General features: G+C 74.0%; 20 protein-coding genes and 1 tRNA gene. 19 read left to right on the forward strand and 2 right to left on the reverse strand.

Annotated features, from left to right (window positions below; all coding sequences use genetic code 11):
- The first annotated feature begins 35 nt into the window (after positions 1-35).
- From RM425_RS08770 to selB, 3 genes are all read left to right on the forward strand, one after another.
- Positions 36-131 (forward strand) — tRNA-OTHER (locus RM425_RS08770).
- A gap of 29 nt (positions 132-160) precedes the next feature.
- Entirely contained in the window at positions 161-1,492 is a 1,332-nt protein-coding gene (selA, locus tag RM425_RS08775; RefSeq protein WP_311344814.1) for an L-seryl-tRNA(Sec) selenium transferase, read from the forward strand.
- Positions 1,483-3,228: a selenocysteine-specific translation elongation factor gene (selB, locus tag RM425_RS08780; RefSeq protein WP_311344815.1), complete on the forward strand. Its 1,746-nt coding sequence runs from the start codon at positions 1,483-1,485 to the stop codon at positions 3,226-3,228. The genes selA and selB overlap by 10 nt, the downstream gene beginning before the upstream one ends.
- A gap of 2 nt (positions 3,229-3,230) precedes the next feature.
- Here the strand turns inward: selB and RM425_RS08785 are convergent, their stop codons facing one another.
- Complete coding sequence (locus RM425_RS08785; protein ID WP_311344816.1) at positions 3,231-4,001, reverse strand: enoyl-CoA hydratase-related protein; 771 nt, start codon at positions 3,999-4,001, stop codon at positions 3,231-3,233.
- A 48-nt stretch (positions 4,002-4,049) separates the two neighbouring features.
- Between RM425_RS08785 and hemW the strand changes: the two genes are divergently transcribed.
- Together hemW and RM425_RS08795 are read left to right on the forward strand one after the other, a co-directional pair.
- Positions 4,050-5,270: a radical SAM family heme chaperone HemW gene (gene hemW, locus RM425_RS08790; RefSeq protein ID WP_311344817.1), complete on the forward strand. Its 1,221-nt coding sequence runs from the start codon at positions 4,050-4,052 to the stop codon at positions 5,268-5,270.
- A gap of 359 nt (positions 5,271-5,629) precedes the next feature.
- Positions 5,630-5,956: a TraR/DksA family transcriptional regulator gene (locus RM425_RS08795; RefSeq protein ID WP_311344818.1), complete on the forward strand. Its 327-nt coding sequence runs from the start codon at positions 5,630-5,632 to the stop codon at positions 5,954-5,956.
- Positions 5,957-5,999: 43 nt separating this feature from the next.
- Here the strand turns inward: RM425_RS08795 and RM425_RS08800 are convergent, their stop codons facing one another.
- The gene (locus tag RM425_RS08800; RefSeq protein ID WP_449495084.1) at positions 6,000-6,377 is read right to left on the reverse strand and encodes a type II toxin-antitoxin system VapB family antitoxin; all 378 of its coding nucleotides are present in this window, start codon (positions 6,375-6,377) and stop codon (positions 6,000-6,002) included.
- 291 nt (positions 6,378-6,668) lie between these two features.
- Here RM425_RS08800 and hrcA point away from each other — a divergent pair, with 291 nt between their 5' ends.
- The 14 genes from hrcA to RM425_RS08875 all read left to right on the forward strand — a co-directional run bounded on the left by hrcA (position 6,669) and on the right by RM425_RS08875 (position 20,411).
- Entirely contained in the window at positions 6,669-7,691 is a 1,023-nt protein-coding gene (gene hrcA, locus RM425_RS08805; RefSeq protein ID WP_311344819.1) for a heat-inducible transcriptional repressor HrcA, read from the forward strand.
- Between the two features lie 14 nt (positions 7,692-7,705).
- Positions 7,706-8,836, forward strand: coding sequence for a molecular chaperone DnaJ (gene dnaJ / locus RM425_RS08810; protein WP_311344820.1), 1,131 nt, complete (start codon positions 7,706-7,708; stop codon positions 8,834-8,836).
- Between the two features lie 3 nt (positions 8,837-8,839).
- A complete protein-coding gene (locus RM425_RS08815; protein WP_311344821.1) occupies positions 8,840-9,601 on the forward strand; it encodes a 16S rRNA (uracil(1498)-N(3))-methyltransferase in 762 nt (253 codons plus the stop codon).
- A gap of 455 nt (positions 9,602-10,056) precedes the next feature.
- Positions 10,057-11,040: a hypothetical protein gene (locus tag RM425_RS08820; protein ID WP_311344822.1), complete on the forward strand. Its 984-nt coding sequence runs from the start codon at positions 10,057-10,059 to the stop codon at positions 11,038-11,040.
- A 10-nt stretch (positions 11,041-11,050) separates the two neighbouring features.
- Positions 11,051-11,764: a class F sortase gene (locus RM425_RS08825; protein ID WP_311344823.1), complete on the forward strand. Its 714-nt coding sequence runs from the start codon at positions 11,051-11,053 to the stop codon at positions 11,762-11,764.
- 148 nt (positions 11,765-11,912) lie between these two features.
- The gene (locus RM425_RS08830) at positions 11,913-12,272 is read left to right on the forward strand and encodes a histidine triad nucleotide-binding protein (RefSeq protein ID WP_311344824.1); all 360 of its coding nucleotides are present in this window, start codon (positions 11,913-11,915) and stop codon (positions 12,270-12,272) included.
- Positions 12,273-12,451: 179 nt separating this feature from the next.
- Positions 12,452-13,276 carry an enoyl-CoA hydratase/isomerase family protein gene (locus tag RM425_RS08835; protein WP_311344825.1) on the forward strand — a complete coding sequence of 275 codons (825 nt, stop codon included), beginning with the start codon at positions 12,452-12,454 and terminating at the stop codon, positions 13,274-13,276.
- 92 nt (positions 13,277-13,368) lie between these two features.
- A complete protein-coding gene (locus RM425_RS21640; protein WP_396137034.1) occupies positions 13,369-15,588 on the forward strand; it encodes a PhoH family protein in 2,220 nt (739 codons plus the stop codon).
- Between the two features lie 6 nt (positions 15,589-15,594).
- The gene (gene ybeY / locus RM425_RS08850; protein ID WP_311344826.1) at positions 15,595-16,122 is read left to right on the forward strand and encodes an rRNA maturation RNase YbeY; all 528 of its coding nucleotides are present in this window, start codon (positions 15,595-15,597) and stop codon (positions 16,120-16,122) included.
- Complete coding sequence (locus RM425_RS08855) at positions 16,119-17,474, forward strand: hemolysin family protein (RefSeq protein WP_311344827.1); 1,356 nt, start codon at positions 16,119-16,121, stop codon at positions 17,472-17,474. The genes ybeY and RM425_RS08855 overlap by 4 nt, the downstream gene beginning before the upstream one ends.
- An 84-nt stretch (positions 17,475-17,558) precedes the next feature.
- Positions 17,559-17,891, forward strand: a complete 333-nt coding sequence (locus tag RM425_RS08860) for a cytidine deaminase (protein ID WP_311344828.1) — start codon at positions 17,559-17,561, stop codon at positions 17,889-17,891.
- Between the two features lie 44 nt (positions 17,892-17,935).
- A complete protein-coding gene (era, locus tag RM425_RS08865) occupies positions 17,936-18,838 on the forward strand; it encodes a GTPase Era (protein ID WP_311344829.1) in 903 nt (300 codons plus the stop codon).
- The gene (recO, locus tag RM425_RS08870; protein WP_311344830.1) at positions 18,838-19,650 is read left to right on the forward strand and encodes a DNA repair protein RecO; all 813 of its coding nucleotides are present in this window, start codon (positions 18,838-18,840) and stop codon (positions 19,648-19,650) included. Before era ends, recO begins: the two co-directional genes overlap by 1 nt.
- Positions 19,647-20,411 (forward strand): isoprenyl transferase, encoded by a 765-nt coding sequence (locus tag RM425_RS08875; protein WP_311344831.1) that lies wholly within the window; start codon positions 19,647-19,649, stop codon positions 20,409-20,411. The genes recO and RM425_RS08875 overlap by 4 nt, the downstream gene beginning before the upstream one ends.
- The last annotated feature ends 18 nt before the right edge of the window (positions 20,412-20,429 follow it).

The raw sequence follows: 20,429 nt of genomic DNA on the forward strand, positions 1-20,429 counted from the left end.
GTTTCCGGATGGCGGCGGCACGTAGGCTCCGCGGTGGAGGCGTCAGGGTGTCTGGTGGCCCCCGCGGCCTCTAAAGCCGACGTGGCCGAGTACCTCGGTCAGGCGGGTTCGATTCCCGTCCGCCTCCGCCACTCCGTCCGCCCGCCTACGCTGCGGTGCGATGTCCGACCAGCCCGCCCCCGAGGACCCGCGGCGCTCGGTGCCCCGCACCGACGCGCTGCTCGCCGAGCCCGCGGTGCAGGCGGCGGCGGAACGGCTGGGGCGCGAGCTGGTGAAGGACGTCATCGCCCGGGTGCAGGGCCGGATCCGCGCGGCGGAGCTGCCCGCGGCCGACGCGGTCGGCGCCGTCCTCGACGCGCTGCCACCGACGGCCGGCAGCCTGCGGCCGGTGCTCAACGCGACGGGCGTGCTGGTGCACACCAACCTGGGCCGCGCGCCGCTGTCGCCGGCCGCGATCGAGGCCATCACCGCCGCGGCCGGCACCACGGACGTCGAGCTGGACCTCGCCACCGGGCGGCGCGGACCCCGCGGGGAGGCGGCGATCGGCGCACTGCTCGCCGCCGTCCCCGCCGCCGAGGCCGCGATCGTGGTGAACAACTGCGCCGCGGCGCTGGCGCTGGTCGCCACCGCGCTCGGGCAGGGCCGGGAGCTCGTCATCGCCCGGGGCGAGCTGGTCGAGATCGGCGACGGCTTCCGGATCCCCGAGCTGCTGGAGACCACCGGCGCCCGGCTGCGCGAGGTCGGGACCACCAACCGCGTCGCGCTCGAGGACTACCGCCGCGCGCTGGGTCCGGACACCGGTGCGGTGCTCAAGGTGCACCCCTCGAACTTCGTCGTCCGCGGCTTCACCCGGGCGGTCGAGGTCGGCGAACTGGCCGGGGGCCTGCGCGGCACGGGGGTCCCGCTCGTGGCCGACGTCGGCTCCGGTCTGCTGCGTCCGCACCCGGCCCTGCCCGAGGAGCCCGACCTCCAGTCCACCCTCGCGGCCGGTGCCGACCTCGTCCTCTCCAGCGGCGACAAACTGCTCGGCGGGCCCCAGGCCGGGCTCGTCCTCGGCCGCACCGACCTCGTCCAGCGGCTGCGCCGGCACCCGCTCTACCGGGCGCTCCGCGTGGACAAGACGACGCTGGCCGCGCTGGAGGCGACGCTGCGGGGGCCGGTCCCGCCCGTGCAGCAGCTGCTCGCGGCGCAGCCGGACGAGCTGCGCGCCCGTGCCCGCGCCGTGCTCGAACGGCTCACCGCGGCCGGCATCGACGCGGACGTCGTGGACGCACCCGCCCGCGTCGGCGGGGGAGGAGCGCCCGAGCACCCGCTGGCCGGCGTCGCGGTCTCCCTCCCCGCCGGGTTCGCCGAGCCGCTGCGCCGGGGGCAGCGGCCGGTGGTGGGCTACCTCGAGGACGACCGCACCCTGCTGAACCTGCGCAGCCTGGCGCCGGCCGACGACGCGGCGCTGGCCGACGCGGTGCTGGAGGTGGCGGCTGCGTGGACGTGATCGCCACCGCGGGGCACGTCGATCACGGCAAGTCCGCGCTGGTGCGGGCGCTGACCGGCATGGAGCCCGACCGCTGGGCCGAGGAGCGGCGCCGCGGGCTCACCATCGACCTCGGGTTCGCCTGGGCCGCGCTGCCGTCGGGCCGCACGGTCGCCGTGGTCGACGTCCCCGGGCACGAGCGGTTCATCGGCAACATGCTCGCCGGGATCGGATCGGTCCCCGCCGCGCTGCTGGTGGTCGCGGCCGACGACGGGTGGTCGGCGCAGACCGCCGAGCACGTGGCCGTCCTCGACGCGCTGGGCGTGCGGCACGCGCTGCTCGCCGTCACCAAGGCCGATCTCGCCGACCCCGCGCCCGTGCTCGCCGACGTGCGCGAGCGGCTGACGGCGACCTCGATGGGCGCGGTGCCCGGGGTCGCCGTCAGCGCCCTGACCGGGGCGGGCATGCCGGAGTTCACCGCCGCCCTGGAGCGGCTGCTCGCGGACCTGCCCGCACCCGATCCGGCCGCGCCGGTGCGGTTGTGGATCGACCGCGCGTTCACCATCAAGGGCGCGGGCACCGTCGTCACCGGCACGCTCGCCGCGGGCTCGGTCGCCCCGGAGGACCGGCTGCGGCTGGGGGACCGGGACGTCGTCGTCCGGGGGGTGCAGTCCCTGGGCCGGGCGGTCGAACGGACGCAGGCCACCGCCCGCGTCGCCCTGAACCTGCGCGGCATCGCCGTCGAGGAGATCTCCCGCGGCGACGCGCTGCTCACGCCGGGCGCCTTCCGCAGCACCGCCGAAGTGGACGTGTCGCTGGTCGTCCCGGTCGAGGACCGGCTGCCCGCAGAAGCGGTCGTGCACGCCGGTTCCGCGACCGTCGGCGCCCGGCTGCGCCCGCTCGGCGGCGCCGTCGTGCGCCTGCGGCTGGAGGCGGCGCTGCCGCTGCGCGTCGGCGACCGCGTGCTGGTGCGCGAGCCGGGCACCCGCCGGGTGCTCGGCGCCGATGTCCGCGACGTCGACCCGCCCGTCCTGCGCCGACGCGGGGCGGCCCGGCAGCGTGGCGCGGAGCTCGCCGCGCAGCCGGACGGGGCGGCGGGTGCGGCCGCCGACCTCGCCCGTCGGCGGATCGTCCGCACCACCGATTTCACCGCGATGGGCTGGCCGGTCCCGGACGGCGCCGACCAGCACGGCCCCTGGCTGCTCGCGCCCGGCCTCGCCGACGCGCTCGCCGCCCGCGTGCCCGACGTCGTCACCCGCTACCGGAAGCTGCGACCCCTCGAGCCGGGTCCGCCGGTCGACGTCGTCCGCCGGGCGCTCGACCTCCCCGGCGCGGACCTCGTGCAGGCCCTGGTCCGGCCCCCGCTGGCGCTGCGGGACGGACGGGTCGTCGACGGCGGCGCCGACCTGCCGCCCGAGGTGCAGCGTGCCGTCGACGCGGTCCGCGCCCGGCTGGCGGCCGACTCCTTCGCCGCACCCGAGACACCCGAGCTGGCCGCCGCGGGCCTGGGGCCGCGGGAGCTGGCGGCCGCCGTGCGCAGCGGACAGCTGGTCCGCATCGCGGAGTCGGTCTACCTCGCCCCGGGCATCGCCGAGGTCGCCCGTGCGGCACTGGCCGGGCTGCCCCAGCCGTTCACCGTCAGCCAGGCGCGGCAGGCGTGGGGTACCAGCCGCCGCGTCGCCGTCCCGCTGATGGAGTGGCTCGACGCGCACGGCGTCACCGCGCGGTCGCCGGACAACACCCGCCGCCTGCGCTGAGCTCAGTCCGCCGTCGGCACCCAGCGGGCGGGGCGCTTCTCGCGGAAGGACGCGATCCCCTCCTGACCCTCCTCGCCGGCGAAGAAGCGGGCGGAGAGCTGCAGCAGGTCGGCGAACTGCAGGTCGGGCTGGCGGGAGCGCAGCAGCCGCTTGGTCTCGGCCAGCGCTCCCGGGGCGCCGGCGGCCAGCGCGGTGAGCTGTCCGGCGACCACCGTGTCCAGCTCGTCGTCGGCCGCCACGAGGTCGACCAGCCCGCCTGCGGCGGCGGTCGCGGCGTCGAACACCTCGCCGGTGAGCATCAGCCGGTGCGCCGCGTGCGTCGTCATCCGCGGCAGCACGACGGCGGAGATGACGGCCGGCACCAGACCCAGTCGCACCTCGGAGAACGCGAAGCTGGCCGACGACGCCGCGACGACGACGTCGCACGCGGCGGCGAGGCCGACGCCACCGGCCCGCGCCGGCCCGCGGACGACGGCGACCACCGGCTTGGGGGAGGACCAGAGGAGCTGCAGGAGGGCGGGGAACTCGTTGACGCCCTGGTCCTGCGACGAACCGCCGGCCGCCTCGGCGAGGTCCATGCCCGAGCAGAACACCCGGCCGGTGTGGTCGAGCACGACCACCCGCACGGCGTCGTCGGCGAGCGCCTCCTCCAGTGCCGTCCGGAGCTGCCCGCGCAGCGCCTTCGACAGCGCGTTGCGGTTCTCGGGGGAGTCCAGCGTGAGCGTCGCGACGCCGGCGGACACGGACACCTGGATCACTCGGTCGTGGGTCACAGCCGCATCCTGCCGCGCCGGGGCGCCGGCGCGGCACACTGGGAGCAGATGAACACCGTCCTGCCCGTCGTCGAGCGCACCGTGCCGCCGCTCGTGCTGCCCGAGTCGGCCCGCGAGGGTCTGGCCGGCACGCCGTTCGGTCTCTACGTGCACGTGCCCTTCTGCGCGACGCGGTGCGGCTACTGCGACTTCAACACCTACACCTCCGACGAGCTGGGGCCCGGCGCCAACCGCGCCGAGTACGCAGGGACGGCGATCGACGAGCTGCGCCGGGCGGCCCGCGTCCTGGGCCCGGACCTGCCGACGGTCTCCACGGTGTTCGTCGGCGGCGGCACCCCGACGTTGCTGCCGGCCGCCGACCTGGCCGCCGTCCTCGCCGAGGTGCACCGGCTCTTCCCGGTGGCCGCCGAGGTCGAGGTCACCACCGAGGCCAACCCGGAGACCGTGGACCTCGCCTACCTCTCCGGGCTGCGCGAGGCCGGCTTCACCCGGGTGAGCCTCGGCATGCAGTCCGCGGCCGAGCACGTCCTGGCCGTCCTGGACCGGCGGCACACACCCGGCCGGGCGGTGCAGGCCGCGCACGACGCGCGCGCCGCCGGGTTCGAGCACGTCAACCTCGACCTCATCTACGGCACCCCGGGGGAGACCGACGCGGACTGGGCCGCCTCGCTCGACGCCGTGCTCGCCTCCCCGGTCGACCACGTCAGCGCCTACGCGCTCATCGTCGAGGAGGGCACCCGGCTGGCCCGGCGGATCAGCCGGGGCGAGCTGCCCATGCCCGACGACGACGTGCTCGCCGACCGCTACGAGCAGGCCGACGCGACCCTGCGCCGCGCCGGGTTCGACTGGTACGAGGTCTCCAACTGGGCGACGTCGGACGCCGCCCGCTGCCGGCACAACGAGCTGTACTGGGCCAACGCCAACTGGTGGGGCGTGGGCCCCGGCGCGCACAGCCACGTCGGCGGGCTGCGCTGGTGGAACGTCAAGCACCCGGCCGCCTACGCCGACCGGCTGGCCCGCGGGGAGAGCCCGCACGCCGACGCCGAGCGGCTCGACGACGACGACCGCGCGCTCGAGACGATCATGCTCGGGCTGCGGCTCCGGGAAGGCCTGCCCCTCGATCTGCTGTCGGAGACCGGTCGTCGCCGGGCCGCCGACGCCGTCGTCCGGGGGCTGCTCGACGAGGCGGCGCACGCCACCGGGCGCGCAGTCCTCACCGATACCGGGCGGCTGCTGGCCGACGCCCTGGTCCGCGATCTCACCGACTGAGGCCCGCCGCAAAACGGGCGACGGGGCCGGCCTGCTGCGTTAGGGTTGCCGATTCCGGCGACGGGGCCGGGTGGGTGAGGAGGTGGTCGACGGTGGACGTGTGCACGTTCGCGGCGACTCCGAGCTCCCCGCCGGGCTCTCCCGCCGCCGGTGCCGTTCCCGCTCTGTCGGGCGGCATGCTGCTGGCACTGGCGATGAACCGCCGGGCCCGGGGCCTCCGAGGGCTCGACGTACTCCGTCGCAGCCAGGACAGGGCCCCGCCGCAGCCGGCCTGACTCGATCCCGAGTCCCCGAAGCCCGTTCCTGACGCGCACCCCACCGGGTGACCGCGTCTTTCTGCGTACCCCTGAGGACATCACATGACCACCACGATCCACAGCACGACCCCGTCCGCCGGCGACTCCCGCTGGAACTCCTTCCGCACCCTGCTCGACGAGCAGCGGGCCGACTGCGTCCGCCAGCGCGAGGCGGCCCTGGAGGAGTGCGCCCAGTCCGTGCCCGATCCCGTCGCGCTCAGCCGGAGCGCGTCGCTCTCCGACACGATCACCGCGATCGACCAGGCCCTGGAGCGGATCGCTGCCGGCTCCTACGGCTCCTGCGTGCACTGCGGCGCCGGCATCCCCGAGGAGCGCCTGGAGCTGCGCCCGTACGCCGGCTCCTGCGTGTCCTGCACCGAACGGGGCTGAGCGCGCCGCGTCGGGAGGCTTCCGGTGGCCGCCCGGCCGCGGGTCAGACGGAGCGCGGACCGGGCACCGGGGGCTGCGCGGGGATCGCGGCCGTGGCGGGGCCGCTCGGTGACTGCACCGGGCTGAGGGCGTCGAGGTCGAGCACGCGCACGTGGATCACGTTGCGCTGCTGCAGCGCAGCGCGCAGCGCCCGGTGCAGCCCGTCCTCCAGGTACAGCTCGCCGTGCCACTGCACGGCGTGCGGGAACAGGTCCCCGTAGAAGGTCGAGTCGTCGGCGAGGAGGGCGTCGAGCGCCAGGTTCTTCTTCGTCGTCGTCAGGGTGTCCATGCGCACCTGCCGGGGCGGGATCATCGCCCAGTCACGGGTGGCCAGACCGTGGTCGGGATAGGGGCGCCCGTCTCGAACCGCCTTGAAGATCAGGGGAGGACCTCCGCTCTGTGTCCGCCGGGCGCCGACCGGCTCAGCTTATCGGCCGGTCCTGGCCACCGCCGCTCCTCCGACGGCCCCGTCCGGAGGCTCGCCGCGAGCCTGCGAGGGGTGAGGGGGGCGGGGTCCTTCCAGCGCGAGCCACGCGACGGAGGAGCACCGCGGACGTATGCTGGGCTGGCACTCCCACCGTGCGAGTGCCAGCAGTGTCGGTCCCCGGGCGCCGCCCCAGAGGATCGCGCCCGGACACCGCGCGGCGGGTCGACCGGTACGGGGAGGTGTCTCGTGGCGCACGACGAACGCCGCCTGGAGGTTCTCCGGGCAATCGTCCAGGACTACGTCTCGACCAACGACCCGGTGGGCAGCAAGGCGCTGGCCGACCGGCACGACCTGGGCGTCTCCCCGGCCACCATCCGCAACGACATGGCGGTGCTCGAGGAGCAGGGCTACATCACCCAGCCGCACACCAGTGCCGGGCGGGTGCCCACCGACAAGGGGTACCGGCTCTTCGTCGACCGGCTGTCGGCGGTGAAGCCGCTGTCGGTGGCCGAGCGACGGGCGATCGAGCGGTTCCTCGACGGGGCCGTCGACCTGCACGACGTCCTGGGCCGCACCGTGCGACTGCTGGCCCAGCTGACCCGGCAGGTGGCGGTCGTGCAGTACCCGACGCTGTCGCGCAGCGCCGTCCGCCACCTCGAGGTGGTGCAGGTGGCGGCCGCGCGGCTCATGCTGGTGCTCATCACCGACACCGGGCGGGTCGAACAGCGGGTCGTCGACTGCCCGGTCGACATCGACGCCGGTGCGGTCGCGGAACTCCGCGCCCTGCTGAACTCGGCCTTCACCGGCGTCAAGCTCACCGAGGCGGGCGACAAGGTGCCCGACCTGCTGGAGACCGCACCGCAGCACCTCCGCGGCCTGGTCGCCACGGTGAGCTCGATCCTTCTGGAGACCCTCGTCGAGCCGGGCGAGGACCGTCTGGTCATCGGCGGGACGGCGAACCTCGCCCGCGGCAGCGCGCTGGACTTCCAGGGCACCGTCAGCCCCCTCCTGGAGGCGCTGGAGGAGCAGGTCGTCGTGCTGCGCCTGATCAGCGAGGTGGAGGCCGGCACCGTCCTCGTGCGCATCGGTGAGGAGAACGCCCACGAGGCGCTGACCGGCGCCTCGTTGGTCACCGTCGGTTACGGCGCCCAGGACCGGGCACTGGGCGGGCTGGGCATCGTCGGCCCGACGCGCATGGACTACCCCACGAACATGGCCGCGGTTCGCGCCGTGGCCCGCTACGTCGGCCAGCTCCTGGCCGAGAGCTGAGGACGAACTTCTCGATGGCAACCGACTACTTCGGCGTCCTGGGCCTGGCCCGCGAGGCCAGCGACTCCGACATCAAGCGCGCCTACCGCCGGCTGGCGAGGGATCTGCACCCCGACGTCAACCCGGACCCCGAGGCCAAGGAACGCTTCCAGGAGGTCACCCGCGCCTACGAGGCGCTGACCGACCCGGAGAAGCGCCGCATCGTCGACCTCGGCGGCGATCCGTTCGACACCGGCGGTGGGGGCGGCAACGGCTTCGGCGGCGCCGGCTTCGGCGGGCTCGGCGACATCATGGACGCCTTCTTCGGCGGCGGGACCACCCGCGGGCCGCGCGGTCGCACCCGCGCCGGCCGGGACGCGCTCATCCCGGTCGAGCTCGAGCTCGACGAGGCGGTGTTCGGCACCGTCAAGGAGCTCACCGTCGACACGGCGGTGCTCTGCGACGTGTGCGCCGGCGCCGGCACCGCGCCCGGCACGCACGTCACCACGTGCACGACCTGCTCGGGCCGTGGCGAGGTGCAGAGCGTCCAGCGCAGCTTCCTCGGCCAGGTGATGACCAGCCGGCCCTGCCCGACGTGCTCGGGCACCGGCCAGGTCATCCCCGAGCCGTGCGGCAAGTGCGCCGGCGACGGCCGGGTGCGCGCCCGCCGGACCATCTCGGTGAAGGTGCCCGCCGGCGTCGAGGACGGCATGCGCATCCGGCTGACCGGCCAGGGGGAGGTCGGCCCCGGCGGCGGCCCGGCCGGCGACCTGTACGTGGAGGTGCACGAGCGCCCGCACGACGTCTTCACCCGCGACGGCGAGGACCTGCACTGCCGGGTCACCCTCCCCATGACCACCGCGGCGCTGGGCACCACGCTGAACCTCAAGACCCTCGACGGCGAGGAGGAGCTGGCCATCGCGCCGGGCACGCAGTCGGGGAGCGTGCTCACCCTCCGGGCCCACGGCGCCCCGCGACTGCGGGCCACCGGCCGGGGGAACCTCGTGGTGCACGTCGACGTCGTCACCCCGACCAAGCTCGACGGCGAGCAGGAGCGGCTGATGCGCGAGCTCGCCTCGTTGCGCGGCGAGGACCAGCCGGAGTCCAACCGCGAGGCGCAGGGCGGCCTGTTCTCGCGGGTGCGCGACGCCTTCCACGGGCGCTGACCGGTGACGACCACCGACGCCGGGGCGCCCCACCTCGACGGTGCCCCCCTGTTCCTGCTCGACGACCTGCCCGAGACCGCCGAACTGCTGGTCGACGGCGCCGAGGGTCGGCACGCCGTCGACGTCCTGCGCCTGGAGCCGGGGGAGCGGGTCCGCGTCGGCGACGGCCAGGGCGCGGTCGCCGAGGGCGAGGTCGTCTCGGCCGGCCCCCAGGGGCTGCGGGTCGCGGTCTCCGCCCGTTTCGAGGTGCCGGCGCCGGAGCCGGAGTTCGTGCTGGTGCAGGCGCTGCCGAAGGGCGACCGCGGGCCGCTCGCCGTCGACCTCGCGACCGAACTGGGCGTCGACCGGATCGTGCCGTGGACGGCGGCGCGCTGCGTGACCCGCTGGCGTGAGGACCGGGTGGCCAAGGGCGTGGCCAAGTGGCGGGCCGCCGCCCGCGCCGCCAGCAAGCAGTCCCGCCGCCCGCGGGTGCCCGAGGTGACCGAGCCGATGTCGACCCGCGAGGTGTGCGGGCTGCTCGGGGACGCCGACCTCGCGGTCGTGCTGCACGAGCAGGCGCGCCGGCCGATGGCCGGGCTGACCGTGCCGAGCAGCGGCGTCGTCGCCGTCGTCGTCGGGCCCGAGGGCGGGCTCACCGACGGGGAGGTCGTCGCCTTCCGCGCGGCCGGCGCCGAGCCGTTGCGGCTGGGCCCGGAGGTCCTGCGCACCTCGACCGCCGGCGCCGCGGCGCTGGCCGCGCTGTCGGCCGTCACGCGCTGGCGGTAGTCACGTCGTTCCCTTCGCGCCGTCCTGGACCGGCTGGTCGCCGAACTGCTCCCAGACCCTGGGACTCTTCGGGAAACCGCGGCGGCACCGGCCAGCCGAACTTCGTGCCGCGGGACACGGATTGCGCACGTCGGCACCTGGCCTCGCCCCGCGTCGGCCGATACCACGAGACGCGCTAGATCTGCATCGTGCCGTTTGGCAGCATCTGCCTTACGGGGCCGCGTCTTTCCGTGACGAATTGTACGAGCTTGCTGACGCCACCGCCTTATCGGTGAAATGGCGCGACAACCTCTTGCCATGGGATTCGAAGGCTTTAGGTTCCGGCGGGACGCGGTCCGCGTCGCCCCCTCGTGCTCAGAGAGGCACCCCCCATGTCATCCCTCGCGGCGTCGCGTCGCCGCTCTCGTCACCACCTCTGGATCGCCTCCGCTCTCGCGGCGGCGACAGCCGCCCTCGTGGGGGCGCCGTCAGCCCATGCCGCCCCGGCTGCCACGGTCGTCCTCGATCCCGGCGGTTCGCTGGGGCTCCGCCTGCACGCCACCGAGAACGTGGGCCCGGTGAACGTGGCCGCCATCGAGTCGGTGGCGCCCTCTCCGGTGGCGGTGAGCTACGGCGGGTCGGTCACCATCGACCTCCCCGACCTCGTCGACGGGGTGCCCACCCAGGCACTGCTCGAGCTCTACCCCAGCCAGGAGGCCGCAGCCCCGACGCGCGTCTACGACAGCGCGAGCGCGGTGCCGGCCGACCAGATCGCGATGACGGACCTGGGCGCAGGCCAGTACCGCATCGACCTCCCCGTGGACGACGGGGTGAACGGTCCCCTCGGGCTGGTGTGGCTGAAGCCGCTGGAGTCCTCGGCGGGTCACGTGACCGGTGGGACCGCCGACGGGCGCGACATCTTCGGCTACTGGCTGCAGTTCTCGTCCGGCGGGCCCGCCGCGGTCACGCTGTCCCCGCAGTTGGTGCTGTCCCACTGGCTGGATGCGCCGGCGGTCCGCGCGGGCGAGGGCCTCGACGTCACCCTGCCGGCCACGTCCGGCTGGTCGGCTCATGGATTCACCAGCCTCGCCGGTGGCGCCTTCACGATGCACGCGGTCAACGACGTCGGGCACCACACCGGCACGAGCATCCCGCTGACGCCGGTGGTCTCGGCCGACGCCCGGACCGCTTCCCTCAGCGTGCCGACCGGCACACCCGCGGGGCGGTACGAGGTCAGGGTCGTGCTCGGTGCGGGAACCGACCGCGTGCTGGCGGAGACATTCGTCCGCCTGGAGATCCTCGGCGCCGTCAACCCGGGGCTGGTGTCGGAGACCAGCTGGACCGAGGACGAGCCCGCGGCCGCGGTGCGCTGGCCGCTGGTCGGTCTGGGCGTCGGCATGGTGCTCGCCGCGGGGACCGTCGGCGCCGTCGTCGTCCGGTCCCGCCGCACGGCGGGCTGACCTCCTGGCCGTGTTCCGCCCTGCACGGCGCGCGGCGGCCCTCTCGGGGGCCGCCGCGCTGGGCCTGGGCGGGTTGTTGTCGATCGGCGTGGGCCTGGCCGGCGGCGGTACGGGCGACCAGCCCGCGGCCGCCACCGAGATGGTGGCGCCGGCGCTGACCACTCCCGGATCGGCGCCCGTGACGGCACCGGCTCCGGCGGCGTCCCCGTTGCCGTCATCCTGGTCGGAGGCATCGCAGACGACGGCACGGACGACGGCGCGGCCTACCCCGTCGTCGTCCGTGCACCTCGTCATCGACTCCGTCGGTCTGGACCTGCCGCTGCTGCCGCTGACGCCGAGGAAGGGTGTGATCGACCCGCCGACGCTCACCGCCGGTTATTGGATCGAGCCCTACGGCGGGCCGGTGGCCAGCGCCGAGCAGGCGACCAACACCCTGTACGTCGCCGCGCACTCCGCCGGCCGGGGAGGCGACGGCTTCGATCCGCTGCTGACCGCGGACCACCGCGGCGGCGCGGTCACGGCCGGCGATGAGATCGAGATCCGGACGGCTGGGGGCACGGTGACCTACACCGTCGAGGCGACCACCCGCTACGACAAGGACCAGTTGGCGGGCGTGGCCGACGTGTGGGAATCCGTGCCCGGTCGGCTGGTGCTCATCACCTGCTTCCAGCGAGCGGACGGGCGGGCCGCGACGGAGAACTTGGTCGTGTTCGCGCATTCCTGACCACTCAGGTGACCCGCCGGGGCGGCCGCGCCGGAGCGGGTGGACCTTCGCGATGGCACCGGCCGGCTGAGCTCTCCGGCCACGGTCCGAGGCTGGCCGCGAGCATGCGAGAGGTGCGGAGGACGGAATCCTCTCTAAGGTGCGAACCGTGTCCGACTGCCTGTTCTGCCGCATGGTCGACGGTGGGATCCCCGCCGACGTCGTCCTCCAGACCGACCGGGTGCTGGCCTTCCGGGACATCAACCCGCAGGCGCCCAACCACGTGCTCGTCATCCCGAAGATGCACCACGCCACGATCGGTGCGCTCGCCGAGGCCGACCCGGCACTGCTCGGCGACGTGGTCGCGGGCGCGCACGCGGTCGCCCGGCAGGAGGGGCTGGTCAGCGGGGACGGCGCCGAGCCGGGCTACCGGCTGGTGGCCAACACCGGGCCGCAGGCCGGTCAGACGGTGCACCACGTGCACCTGCACGTCCTGGGCGGCCGGGGCCTGGGCTGGCCGCCCGGCTGAGCGGCACTCCTGCGAGGATCGCACCGTGACCGAGCTTGCGAGGTCACGCAACGGCAGAGCACCCATGGGCGCGTGGTCCACGAGCGCCAGCGAGGAGAGCACGTGACCGAGCTTGCGAGGTCACGCAATGGCAGAGCACCCATGGGCGCGTGGTCGACGAGCGCGAGCGAGGAGAGCACGTGACCGAGCAGACCGCCCCGCCCGTCCGCGTCGAGCGGGACGGCGACGTCGCCGTCGTCGTCCTCGACAACCCGCCGCTGAACCTGTTCACCCCGGCGGTGTTCCAGGCGCTGGACGCCGCCGTCACCCAGCTCGTCGGACTCACCGATCCCCAGCGCCCGGACCGGGCGCGGGCGGTGCTGTTCGAGGCCCGCGGGAAGGTCGTGTCCGGCGGGGTCGACGTGACCTTCTTCCGGGACATCGCCGAGGGACCCGAGCCCGTCGTCCGCGGCGGCGAGCTCTGGGCGCAGCTGCTGCGGGTGGCGCAGACCGTCGAGGACCTGCCGGTGCCGACGGTCTTCGCCGCGCACGGGCTCACCCTCACCGCGGCCTTCGAGCTCAGCCTGTGCTGCGACATCCTGCTGGCCGCCGAGAAGGCCTCGTTCGGGCTGGTGGAGATCGTGGTCGGGCTGACCCCGTCGATGGGCGGCCCGCAGCGGCTGGCCGAGCGGGCCGGCCCGGCGCGGGCGCGCGAGCTGATCTTCACCGGGGAGCGCTACCCGGCCGCCGTGCTCGAGCGCTGGAACGTCGTCAACCGCGTGCTGCCCGACGACGGCTTCGCGGAGGAGGCCCGTGCGTACGCGCACCGGGTGGCGGCGGGCCCCACGGTCGCGCACGCCGCGACCAAGCAGCTGGTGGCCACGGCCGTCCGGCAGGGCGCCCGCGCCGCCGACGCCCTCGTCCCCGAGGTCTCCGGGGCGCTGTTCGCCAGCGAGGACCTGCGGGGCGCGGTGCGGTCCTTCCTCACCGAGGGGCCGGGGAAGGCGACCTACACGGGGCGGTGAGCCCGGACCGGCGTTGGGCGATTCGGCGAGCCGGACGCGGGTAGCATCGAGCGGTCCGCCACTCCCAGCCAGGAAGGCAGGGTCGAGGGTTCTTGCCCGACACCTCCCCGAACGTCCCCGTCGAAGGTGCCCCGACGTCCCGTGAGGCATCGGCGCAGGCCGCCGCCGCGGACGAGACCGCCGCCGGCAGCCCACCCGCTGCGGGCGGAAGCCGACCGGCCGCCGTCCGCGCCACCATCTCCGTGCCCGACTCGGTCTCCATGGTCGCCCTGCTGGGCTCCGCCGACGAGCTGCTGCGCCTGGTCGAGGCCGAGGTCGATGCCGACGTGCACGTGCGCGGCAACGAGATCACCGTGACCGGGCAGCCGGCCGACAACGCCTTCGCCGTCCGGGTCTTCGACGAGCTCATCGCGCTGATCGGCACCGGCCAGCAGCTGCGTCCCGACTCGGTGCGCCGCGTCGTCGCGATGCTGAAGAGCGGCGGGTCCGAGCGGCCGGCCGACGTGCTCAGCCTCGACATCATCAGCCGGCGCGGGCGCACGATCCGCCCGAAGACGCTGAACCAGAAGCGCTACGTCGACGCGATCGACACCCACACCATCGTGTTCGGCATCGGTCCGGCCGGTACCGGCAAGACCTACCTGGCCATGGCCAAGGCGGTGCAGGCGCTCCAGACCAAACAGGTCAACCGCATCATCCTGACCCGCCCGGCGGTCGAGGCGGGCGAGCGCCTGGGCTACCTGCCCGGGACGCTCAGCGAGAAGATCGACCCCTACCTGCGGCCGCTGTACGACGCGCTGCACGACATGGTCGACCCCGAATCGATCCCGCGGCTGATGGCCTCGGGCACGATCGAGGTGGCGCCGTTGGCCTACATGCGCGGCCGCGCCCAGCCCTACGACGCCATGGTGCTGACGCCCGACGGGTACATGCCGATGGGCTCGCTGCAGGTCGGCGACCTGGTGGTCGGCTCGAACGGTCTGCCCACCCCGGTGCTCGGCGTCTATCCGCAGGGGGTCAAGGACGTCTACCGGGTCACCACCCAGGACGGCGCCTCGACGCTGGCCTGCGGGGAGCACCTGTGGACGGTGACGACACCGGACGACCGCCGCCGTGGGACGACGCGCACGCTCGAGACGCTCGACATGGTGGGGAACCTGCGCTGGGGTGCGGGTGCCCACCGCTACGAGCTCCCGCTCGTGGACGCGGTCGAGTTCGAACCGCAGGAAGTACCGCTCGACCCGTACGCGCTCGGGTTGCTCCTCGGTGACGGCTGCCTGACCACATCCACGACTCCGTCGTTCACGACGGCAGATCCGGAACTCGCGGTGGCTCTCGAGCATGCGCTGGACGGCATCGAGCTGGTGCACAAGGCCGGTCCCGATTACACGATCCGGCACGGGGCCGGCGGTCGCGGGGGGCTCCGCATCGCGAACCCGGTGACCGAGGCCGTCCGCGAGCTCGGCCTGGCCGGCACCTACTCGGACACCAAGTTCGTCCCGTGGCTGTACACGCACAATTCCGCCGACGTCCGGCTCGCGGTGCTCCAGGGCTTGCTCGACAGCGACGGCGGCCCCGTCGTCCAACGGGGCCGCACCTGCCGCGTCCAGTACTGCACGACGTCCGAGCGTCTCCGTGACGACGTCGTCTCGCTCGTGCGCTCGCTCGGCGGGGTCGCCTACTGGCGCACCCGTCCGGCGCTGGGACGACGCCCCGGGCTCGCGAAGGGTCGTGCCGTGCACCACCGGCACGACGCCCATGTGCTCGACATCCGGCTCCCGGCCGGCGTCGAGCCCTTCCGTCTGGAGCGGAAGCGGCGGGCCTACGAGGCAACCGGTGGTGGCCGGCCGATGCGCTTCATCGAGAGCATCGAACCGGTGGGCGCGATGGAGACGATGTGCATCCAGGTCGCCGCGCAGGATTCGCTGTACGTCACCGACGACTTCCTGGTGACGCACAACACCTTGAACGACGCGTTCGTCATCCTCGACGAGGCGCAGAACACCACCGCCGAGCAGATGAAGATGTTCCTGACCCGGCTCGGGTTCGGCTCGAAGATCGTCGTCACCGGCGACGTCACCCAGGTGGACCTGCCCGGCGGCGCGCAGAGCGGGCTGAAGATCGTGCGCGAGATCCTGGACGGGGTCGAGGACGTGCACTTCGCCGGCCTCACCAGCACCGACGTCGTCCGGCACCGGCTGGTCGGCGACATCGTCGACGCCTACGAGCGCTTCGACGCCGCGCGGCAGCCCCCCCGGGCGGCCGCACCCGCACCCGCACGACCGACCCGGCCGCGCCGGCAGGGGAGCTGAGCCGAGATGCCCGTCGAGGTCTCCAACGAGTCCGAGATCGCCGTCGACGAGGCGGAGCTGGCCGGCATCTGCCGCTTCGTCCTCGGTGAGATGGACGTCAACCCGATGGCCGAGCTGTCGGTGCTCTGCGTCGACGTCGAGTACATGAGCAGCCTGCACGAGCGCTGGATGGGGGAGAAGGGGCCGACCGACGTCCTGGCCTTCCCCATGGACGAGCTCGACACCGCCCGTCCCGACGACCCCGATCCGGGTCCGGCCCTGCTCGGCGACGTCGTCCTCTGCCCGGCCGTGGCCGTCCGCCAGGCGCGGGCCGCCGGCCACACCATGGACGACGAACTGGTGCTGCTGGCAACCCACGGGGTGCTGCACCTGCTCGGCTACGACCACATGGAGCCCGACGAGGAGAAGGAGATGTTCGGTCTCCAGTCGCAGCTCATCGAGAGCTGGCGCTCGGCGCCGCGGGAACCGGTGACGGGCGCGCCCCGGGGACCGGTGACCGGCGCGCCGTCGGGCGGGGAGCAGACCCCCCGATGAGTTCCGGCGCAGTCGTCATGCTGGTGATCGCCTGCTGCCTCGTCCCGCTCGCGGGGCTCTTCGGCGCCATGGACGCCGCCCTCCAGCGGGTCTCCAAGGCGCGCGTCGACGAGCTCCGGCGCGAGGGCGCCAAGCGGGCCGGTGCGCTCGAGCAGGTCGTGCTCGAACGGGCCCGCCACGTCTCGCTCCTGCTCCTGCTCCGCATCGCCTGCGAGATGGTGGCGGCGGTGCTCGCCACCGTCCTGCTCTACGACGCGTGGGGTGGCGGCTGGCGCACCTTCCTCGCCGCCGCCGGGGTCATGACCGTGGTCAGCTACGTGCTGGTCGGCGTCGGTCCGCGCACCCTCGGCCGGCAGCACGCCTACTCGATCGCGCTGGCCACCGCCGGCGTGGTGAAGCTGCTCGGCCGCGTGCTCGGCCCGGTCGCCACCCTGCTCATCCTGGTCGGAAACATGATCACGCCCGGCCGGGGCTTCCGCGACGGCCCGTTCTCCTCCGAGGTCGAGCTGCGCGAACTGGTCGACATGGCCGAGGAGCGCGGCGTCGTGGAGTCCGGCGAGCGCAACATGATCCACTCGGTGTTCGAGCTCGGGGACACCATCGCCCGCGAGGTCATGGTGCCGCGCACCGACGTCGTGTGGATCGAGCGCACCAAGACCGTGCGCCAGGCGCTGGCGCTGGCCCTGCGCAGCGGCTTCAGCCGCATCCCGGTGATCGGCGAGAACGTCGACGACGTCGTGGGCGTGGTCTACCTCAAGGACCTCGTCCGCCGGTCGCAGAACTCCCAGGACCGCAGCGGCCCGCGGGTCGAGGAGCTCATGCGGACGCCGACGTTCGTGCCGGAGTCCAAGCCGGTCGACGAGCTGCTGCGCGACATGCAGGCACAGCGCATCCACATCGCCATCGTGGTGGACGAGTACGGCGGCTTCGCCGGCCTGGTCACCATCGAGGACATCCTCGAGGAGATCGTCGGGGAGATCGCCGACGAGCACGACCAGTTCCAGCGGCCACCCGTCGAGGAGCTGCCCGACGGCTCGATGCGGATCACCGCCCGGCTGCCGGTCGAGGACCTCGCCCAGCTGTTCGGCGTCGAGCTGCCCGAGGACGACGACGTCGAGACCGTCGGCGGCCTGCTGGCCCGGGAGCTCGGGCTGGTGCCCATCGAGGGCGCGTCCGCGGAGATCGGCGGGCTCCGGCTGGTCGCCGAGAGCACCGGCGGACGCCGCAACCGCGTGGACACCCTGCTGGTGTGCCGGGTGGAGGAGCCCTCCGACGACGCCGCCGAGGACGCGGGCGCCTCGGCGGGCAGGGGGGCCACCCGCTACGAGGAGCCGGCCCCGGTGGAAGGCTGAGGAAGGACCCTCCTGCCCCCCACCGCTCGCACGCTCGCGGCGGGCCCCTGCACGAGGGCCGCCCCGACAGGCGAGGATGTCCCTGTGAGTGAACTGCAGCCCGAGGACGCCAAGCTCGTCACCCTCTCCCGGTCCGCCCGTGCCCGCACCGGCGCGGCCGAGGGAGCAGCGGTCCGGGACACCGACGGACGCACCTACGTCGCGGCGAGCGTCGCGCTGCCCTCGCTGAAGCTGTCCGCGCTGCAGGCCGCCGTCGCCGCAGCCGTCTCCAGCGGGGTCGAGGGGCTCGAGGCCGCCGCCATCGTCTCCGAGGGGGACGCGGTGGAGTCCGATGGCCTGGCCGCCGTCCGCGACCTCACGCCATCGGCACCCGTGCACCTCGCCGGCCCCGACGGATCCCTGCGCACCACCGTCTGACGCCGCTCGGCGGTGACGTCGGTGGTCGGTGGGAGACTGTCGGCGTGAGCAGCCCCGAGCAGACGCCGCACCGCAGCGGCTTCGTCGCCCTGGTGGGCCGCCCGAACGCCGGCAAGACGACGCTGACCAACGCCCTGGTCGGCGAGAAGGTCGGCATCGTCAGCAACCGGCCGCAGACCACCCGGCACGCCATCCGCGGGGTGGTGCACAAGCCCGAGGGCCAGATCGTGCTGGTCGACACCCCGGGTCTGCACAAGCCCAAGAGCCTGCTGGGCAAGCGGCTCAACGACGTCGTCCGCGACACGCTGTCCGACGTCGACGTCGTGGTGTTCTGCGTCCCGGCCGACCAGCCCGTGGGCACCGGTGACAAGTTCATCGCCCGCCAGCTGCGCGAGATCAAGGCGCCGATCGTGCTCGTGGTGACCAAGACCGACGCCACCGGCAAGAAGCAGGTCGCCGAGCAGCTGATCGCCGCCAGCCAGCTGGTCGAGGCCGCCGAGATCGTGCCGCTGAGCGCGGTCAAGGGCGACCAGGTCGAGCTGCTGGAGAGGCTGCTGATCGGCCTGCTGCCCGAGGGCCCACCGCTGTACCCCGAAGAGCAGACCACCGACGAGGACGTCGAGCGGCAGCTGGCCGAGCTGGTCCGCGAGGCGGCGCTGGAGAAGGTCTTCCAGGAGGTGCCGCACTCGCTGGCGGTCACCATCGAGGAGATCAACCGCCGGACCGACCGCGACCTGGTCGAGGTCCACGCCCTGCTGCACGTCGAGCGCAACAGCCAGAAGCCGATGCTGCTGGGCAAGGGCGGGTCGATCATCAAGGCGATCGGCAGCGAGGCCCGGGTCGGCATGGAGACCCTGCTGGGCGCCCGCGTCCATCTCGACCTGCACGTCACCGTGCTCGGCGAGTGGCAGGACGACCCGAAGAAGCTGAACAGGCTCGGTTACTGATGAGCGCGCACACCCCGAAGGCCCTCTACCGGGACGAGGGCATCGTGCTGCGCACCCAGAAGCTGGGCGAGGCCGACCGGATCGTCACGGTGCTCACCCGCCGCACGGGCAAGGTGCGTGCCGTCGCCAAGGGGGTGCGCCGCACCAAGAGCAAGTTCGGCGCGCGGCTGGAGCCCTTCACCCACGTCGACCTGCAGCTCTACACCGGCCGCAACCTCGACATCGTCAGCCAGGTGGAGTCGATCCGGTCCTACGGCCAGGAGATCGTCGCCGACTACCCGTCCTACACCGCCGGCACCGCGGTGCTCGAGACCGCCGACCGGCTCACCGCCGAGGAGAAGGAGCCGTCGCTGCGGATGTTCCTTCTCGTCGTCGGCGCGCTCCGGACCCTCGGCGAGCGGACCCACCAGCCCGGCCTGGTGCTCGACGCCTTCCTGCTGCGGGCGATGTCGGTGGCCGGCTGGGAGCCTGCGCTGGGCGAGTGCGCCCGCTGCGGCGAGGCCGGTCCGCACCGGCACTTCTCCGTCCCGGCCGGCGGCACCGTGTGCCCGGCCTGCCGGCCCACCGGCTCGGCGATGCCGAGCCCGGTCACCCTCGAGCTGATGGAGGCACTGCTGACCGGCGACTGGGCGCGGGCCGATGCCAGCCAGGGCATCAACCGTCGCGAGAGCAGCGGTCTGGTGGCCGCCATGCTGCAGTGGCACCTCGAGCGCGGGCTGCGCTCGCTGCCGCTGGTCGACCGCTCCGAGCCGAACGCGCGCCCGCTGGTCGTGCCGGCCGCCGCGCCGCTGATCGTCGGGGCCGGCGCATGAAGCGCGAGGTCAAGGCCCCGAACCCGCACCCGTCCGGTGCGCGCCCGCCGGAGCTGCCCAAGGACAAGGTGCCCGGGCACGTCGCGATCGTCATGGACGGCAACGGGCGCTGGGCCAAGGAGCGCGGGCTGCCGCGGACGGCGGGGCACGAGGCGGGGGAGTCCTCGCTGTTCGACTGCGTCGAGGGCGCCATCGAGCTGGGCATCACCGCGATCAGCGCCTACGCCTTCTCGACCGAGAACTGGCGGCGCAGCCCCGACGAGGTGCGCTTCCTCATGGGCTTCAACCGCGACGTGATCCGCCGGCGCCGCGACGAGATGCACGAGCTCGGCGTGCGGGTGCGCTGGGCCGGACGCCGTCCCCGGCTGTGGCGCTCGGTGATCAAGGAGCTGGAGATCGCCGAGGAGCTCACCCGCGACAACGACGTCCTCACCCTGACCATGTGCGTGAACTACGGCGGCCGGGCCGAGATCGCCGACGCCGCCGCAGCCATCGGCCGCGAGGTGGCCGCGGGCCGCTTGAACCCGGACAGGATCGACGAGAAGACCATCGCACGGTTCCTCGACGAGCCGGACATGCCCGACGTCGACCTCTTCGTGCGCAGCTCGGGGGAGAACCGCACCAGCAACTTCCTGCTGTGGCAGTCGGCCTACGCGGAGTTCGTCTTCCTCGACACGCTCTGGCCCGACTTCGACCGCCGCCACCTGTGGGCGGCGTGCGAGGAGTACGCCTCCCGCCAGCGCCGCTTCGGCTCCGCCTGAGGGCCGGCGGCTCGCTGC

The organism is Blastococcus goldschmidtiae (assembly GCF_031845325.1).
Taxonomy (GTDB): domain Bacteria; phylum Actinomycetota; class Actinomycetes; order Mycobacteriales; family Geodermatophilaceae; genus Blastococcus; species Blastococcus goldschmidtiae.

Bases quoted from the DNA above. Each gene is read 5' to 3' on its own strand.
- RM425_RS08855 (WP_311344827.1), top strand. From the start codon at position 16,119: ATGAGTTCCGGCGCAGTCGTCATGCTGGTGATCGCCTGCTGCCTCGTC.
- dnaJ (WP_311344820.1), top strand. From the start codon at position 7,706: ATGGCAACCGACTACTTCGGCGTCCTGGGCCTGGCCCGCGAGGCCAGC.
- RM425_RS08795 (WP_311344818.1), top strand. From the start codon at position 5,630: ATGACCACCACGATCCACAGCACGACCCCGTCCGCCGGCGACTCCCGC.
- hemW (WP_311344817.1), top strand. From the start codon at position 4,050: ATGAACACCGTCCTGCCCGTCGTCGAGCGCACCGTGCCGCCGCTCGTG.
- selA (WP_311344814.1), top strand. From the start codon at position 161: ATGTCCGACCAGCCCGCCCCCGAGGACCCGCGGCGCTCGGTGCCCCGC.
- ybeY (WP_311344826.1), top strand. From the start codon at position 15,595: ATGCCCGTCGAGGTCTCCAACGAGTCCGAGATCGCCGTCGACGAGGCG.
- recO (WP_311344830.1), top strand. From the start codon at position 18,838: ATGAGCGCGCACACCCCGAAGGCCCTCTACCGGGACGAGGGCATCGTG.
- RM425_RS08875 (WP_311344831.1), top strand. From the start codon at position 19,647: ATGAAGCGCGAGGTCAAGGCCCCGAACCCGCACCCGTCCGGTGCGCGC.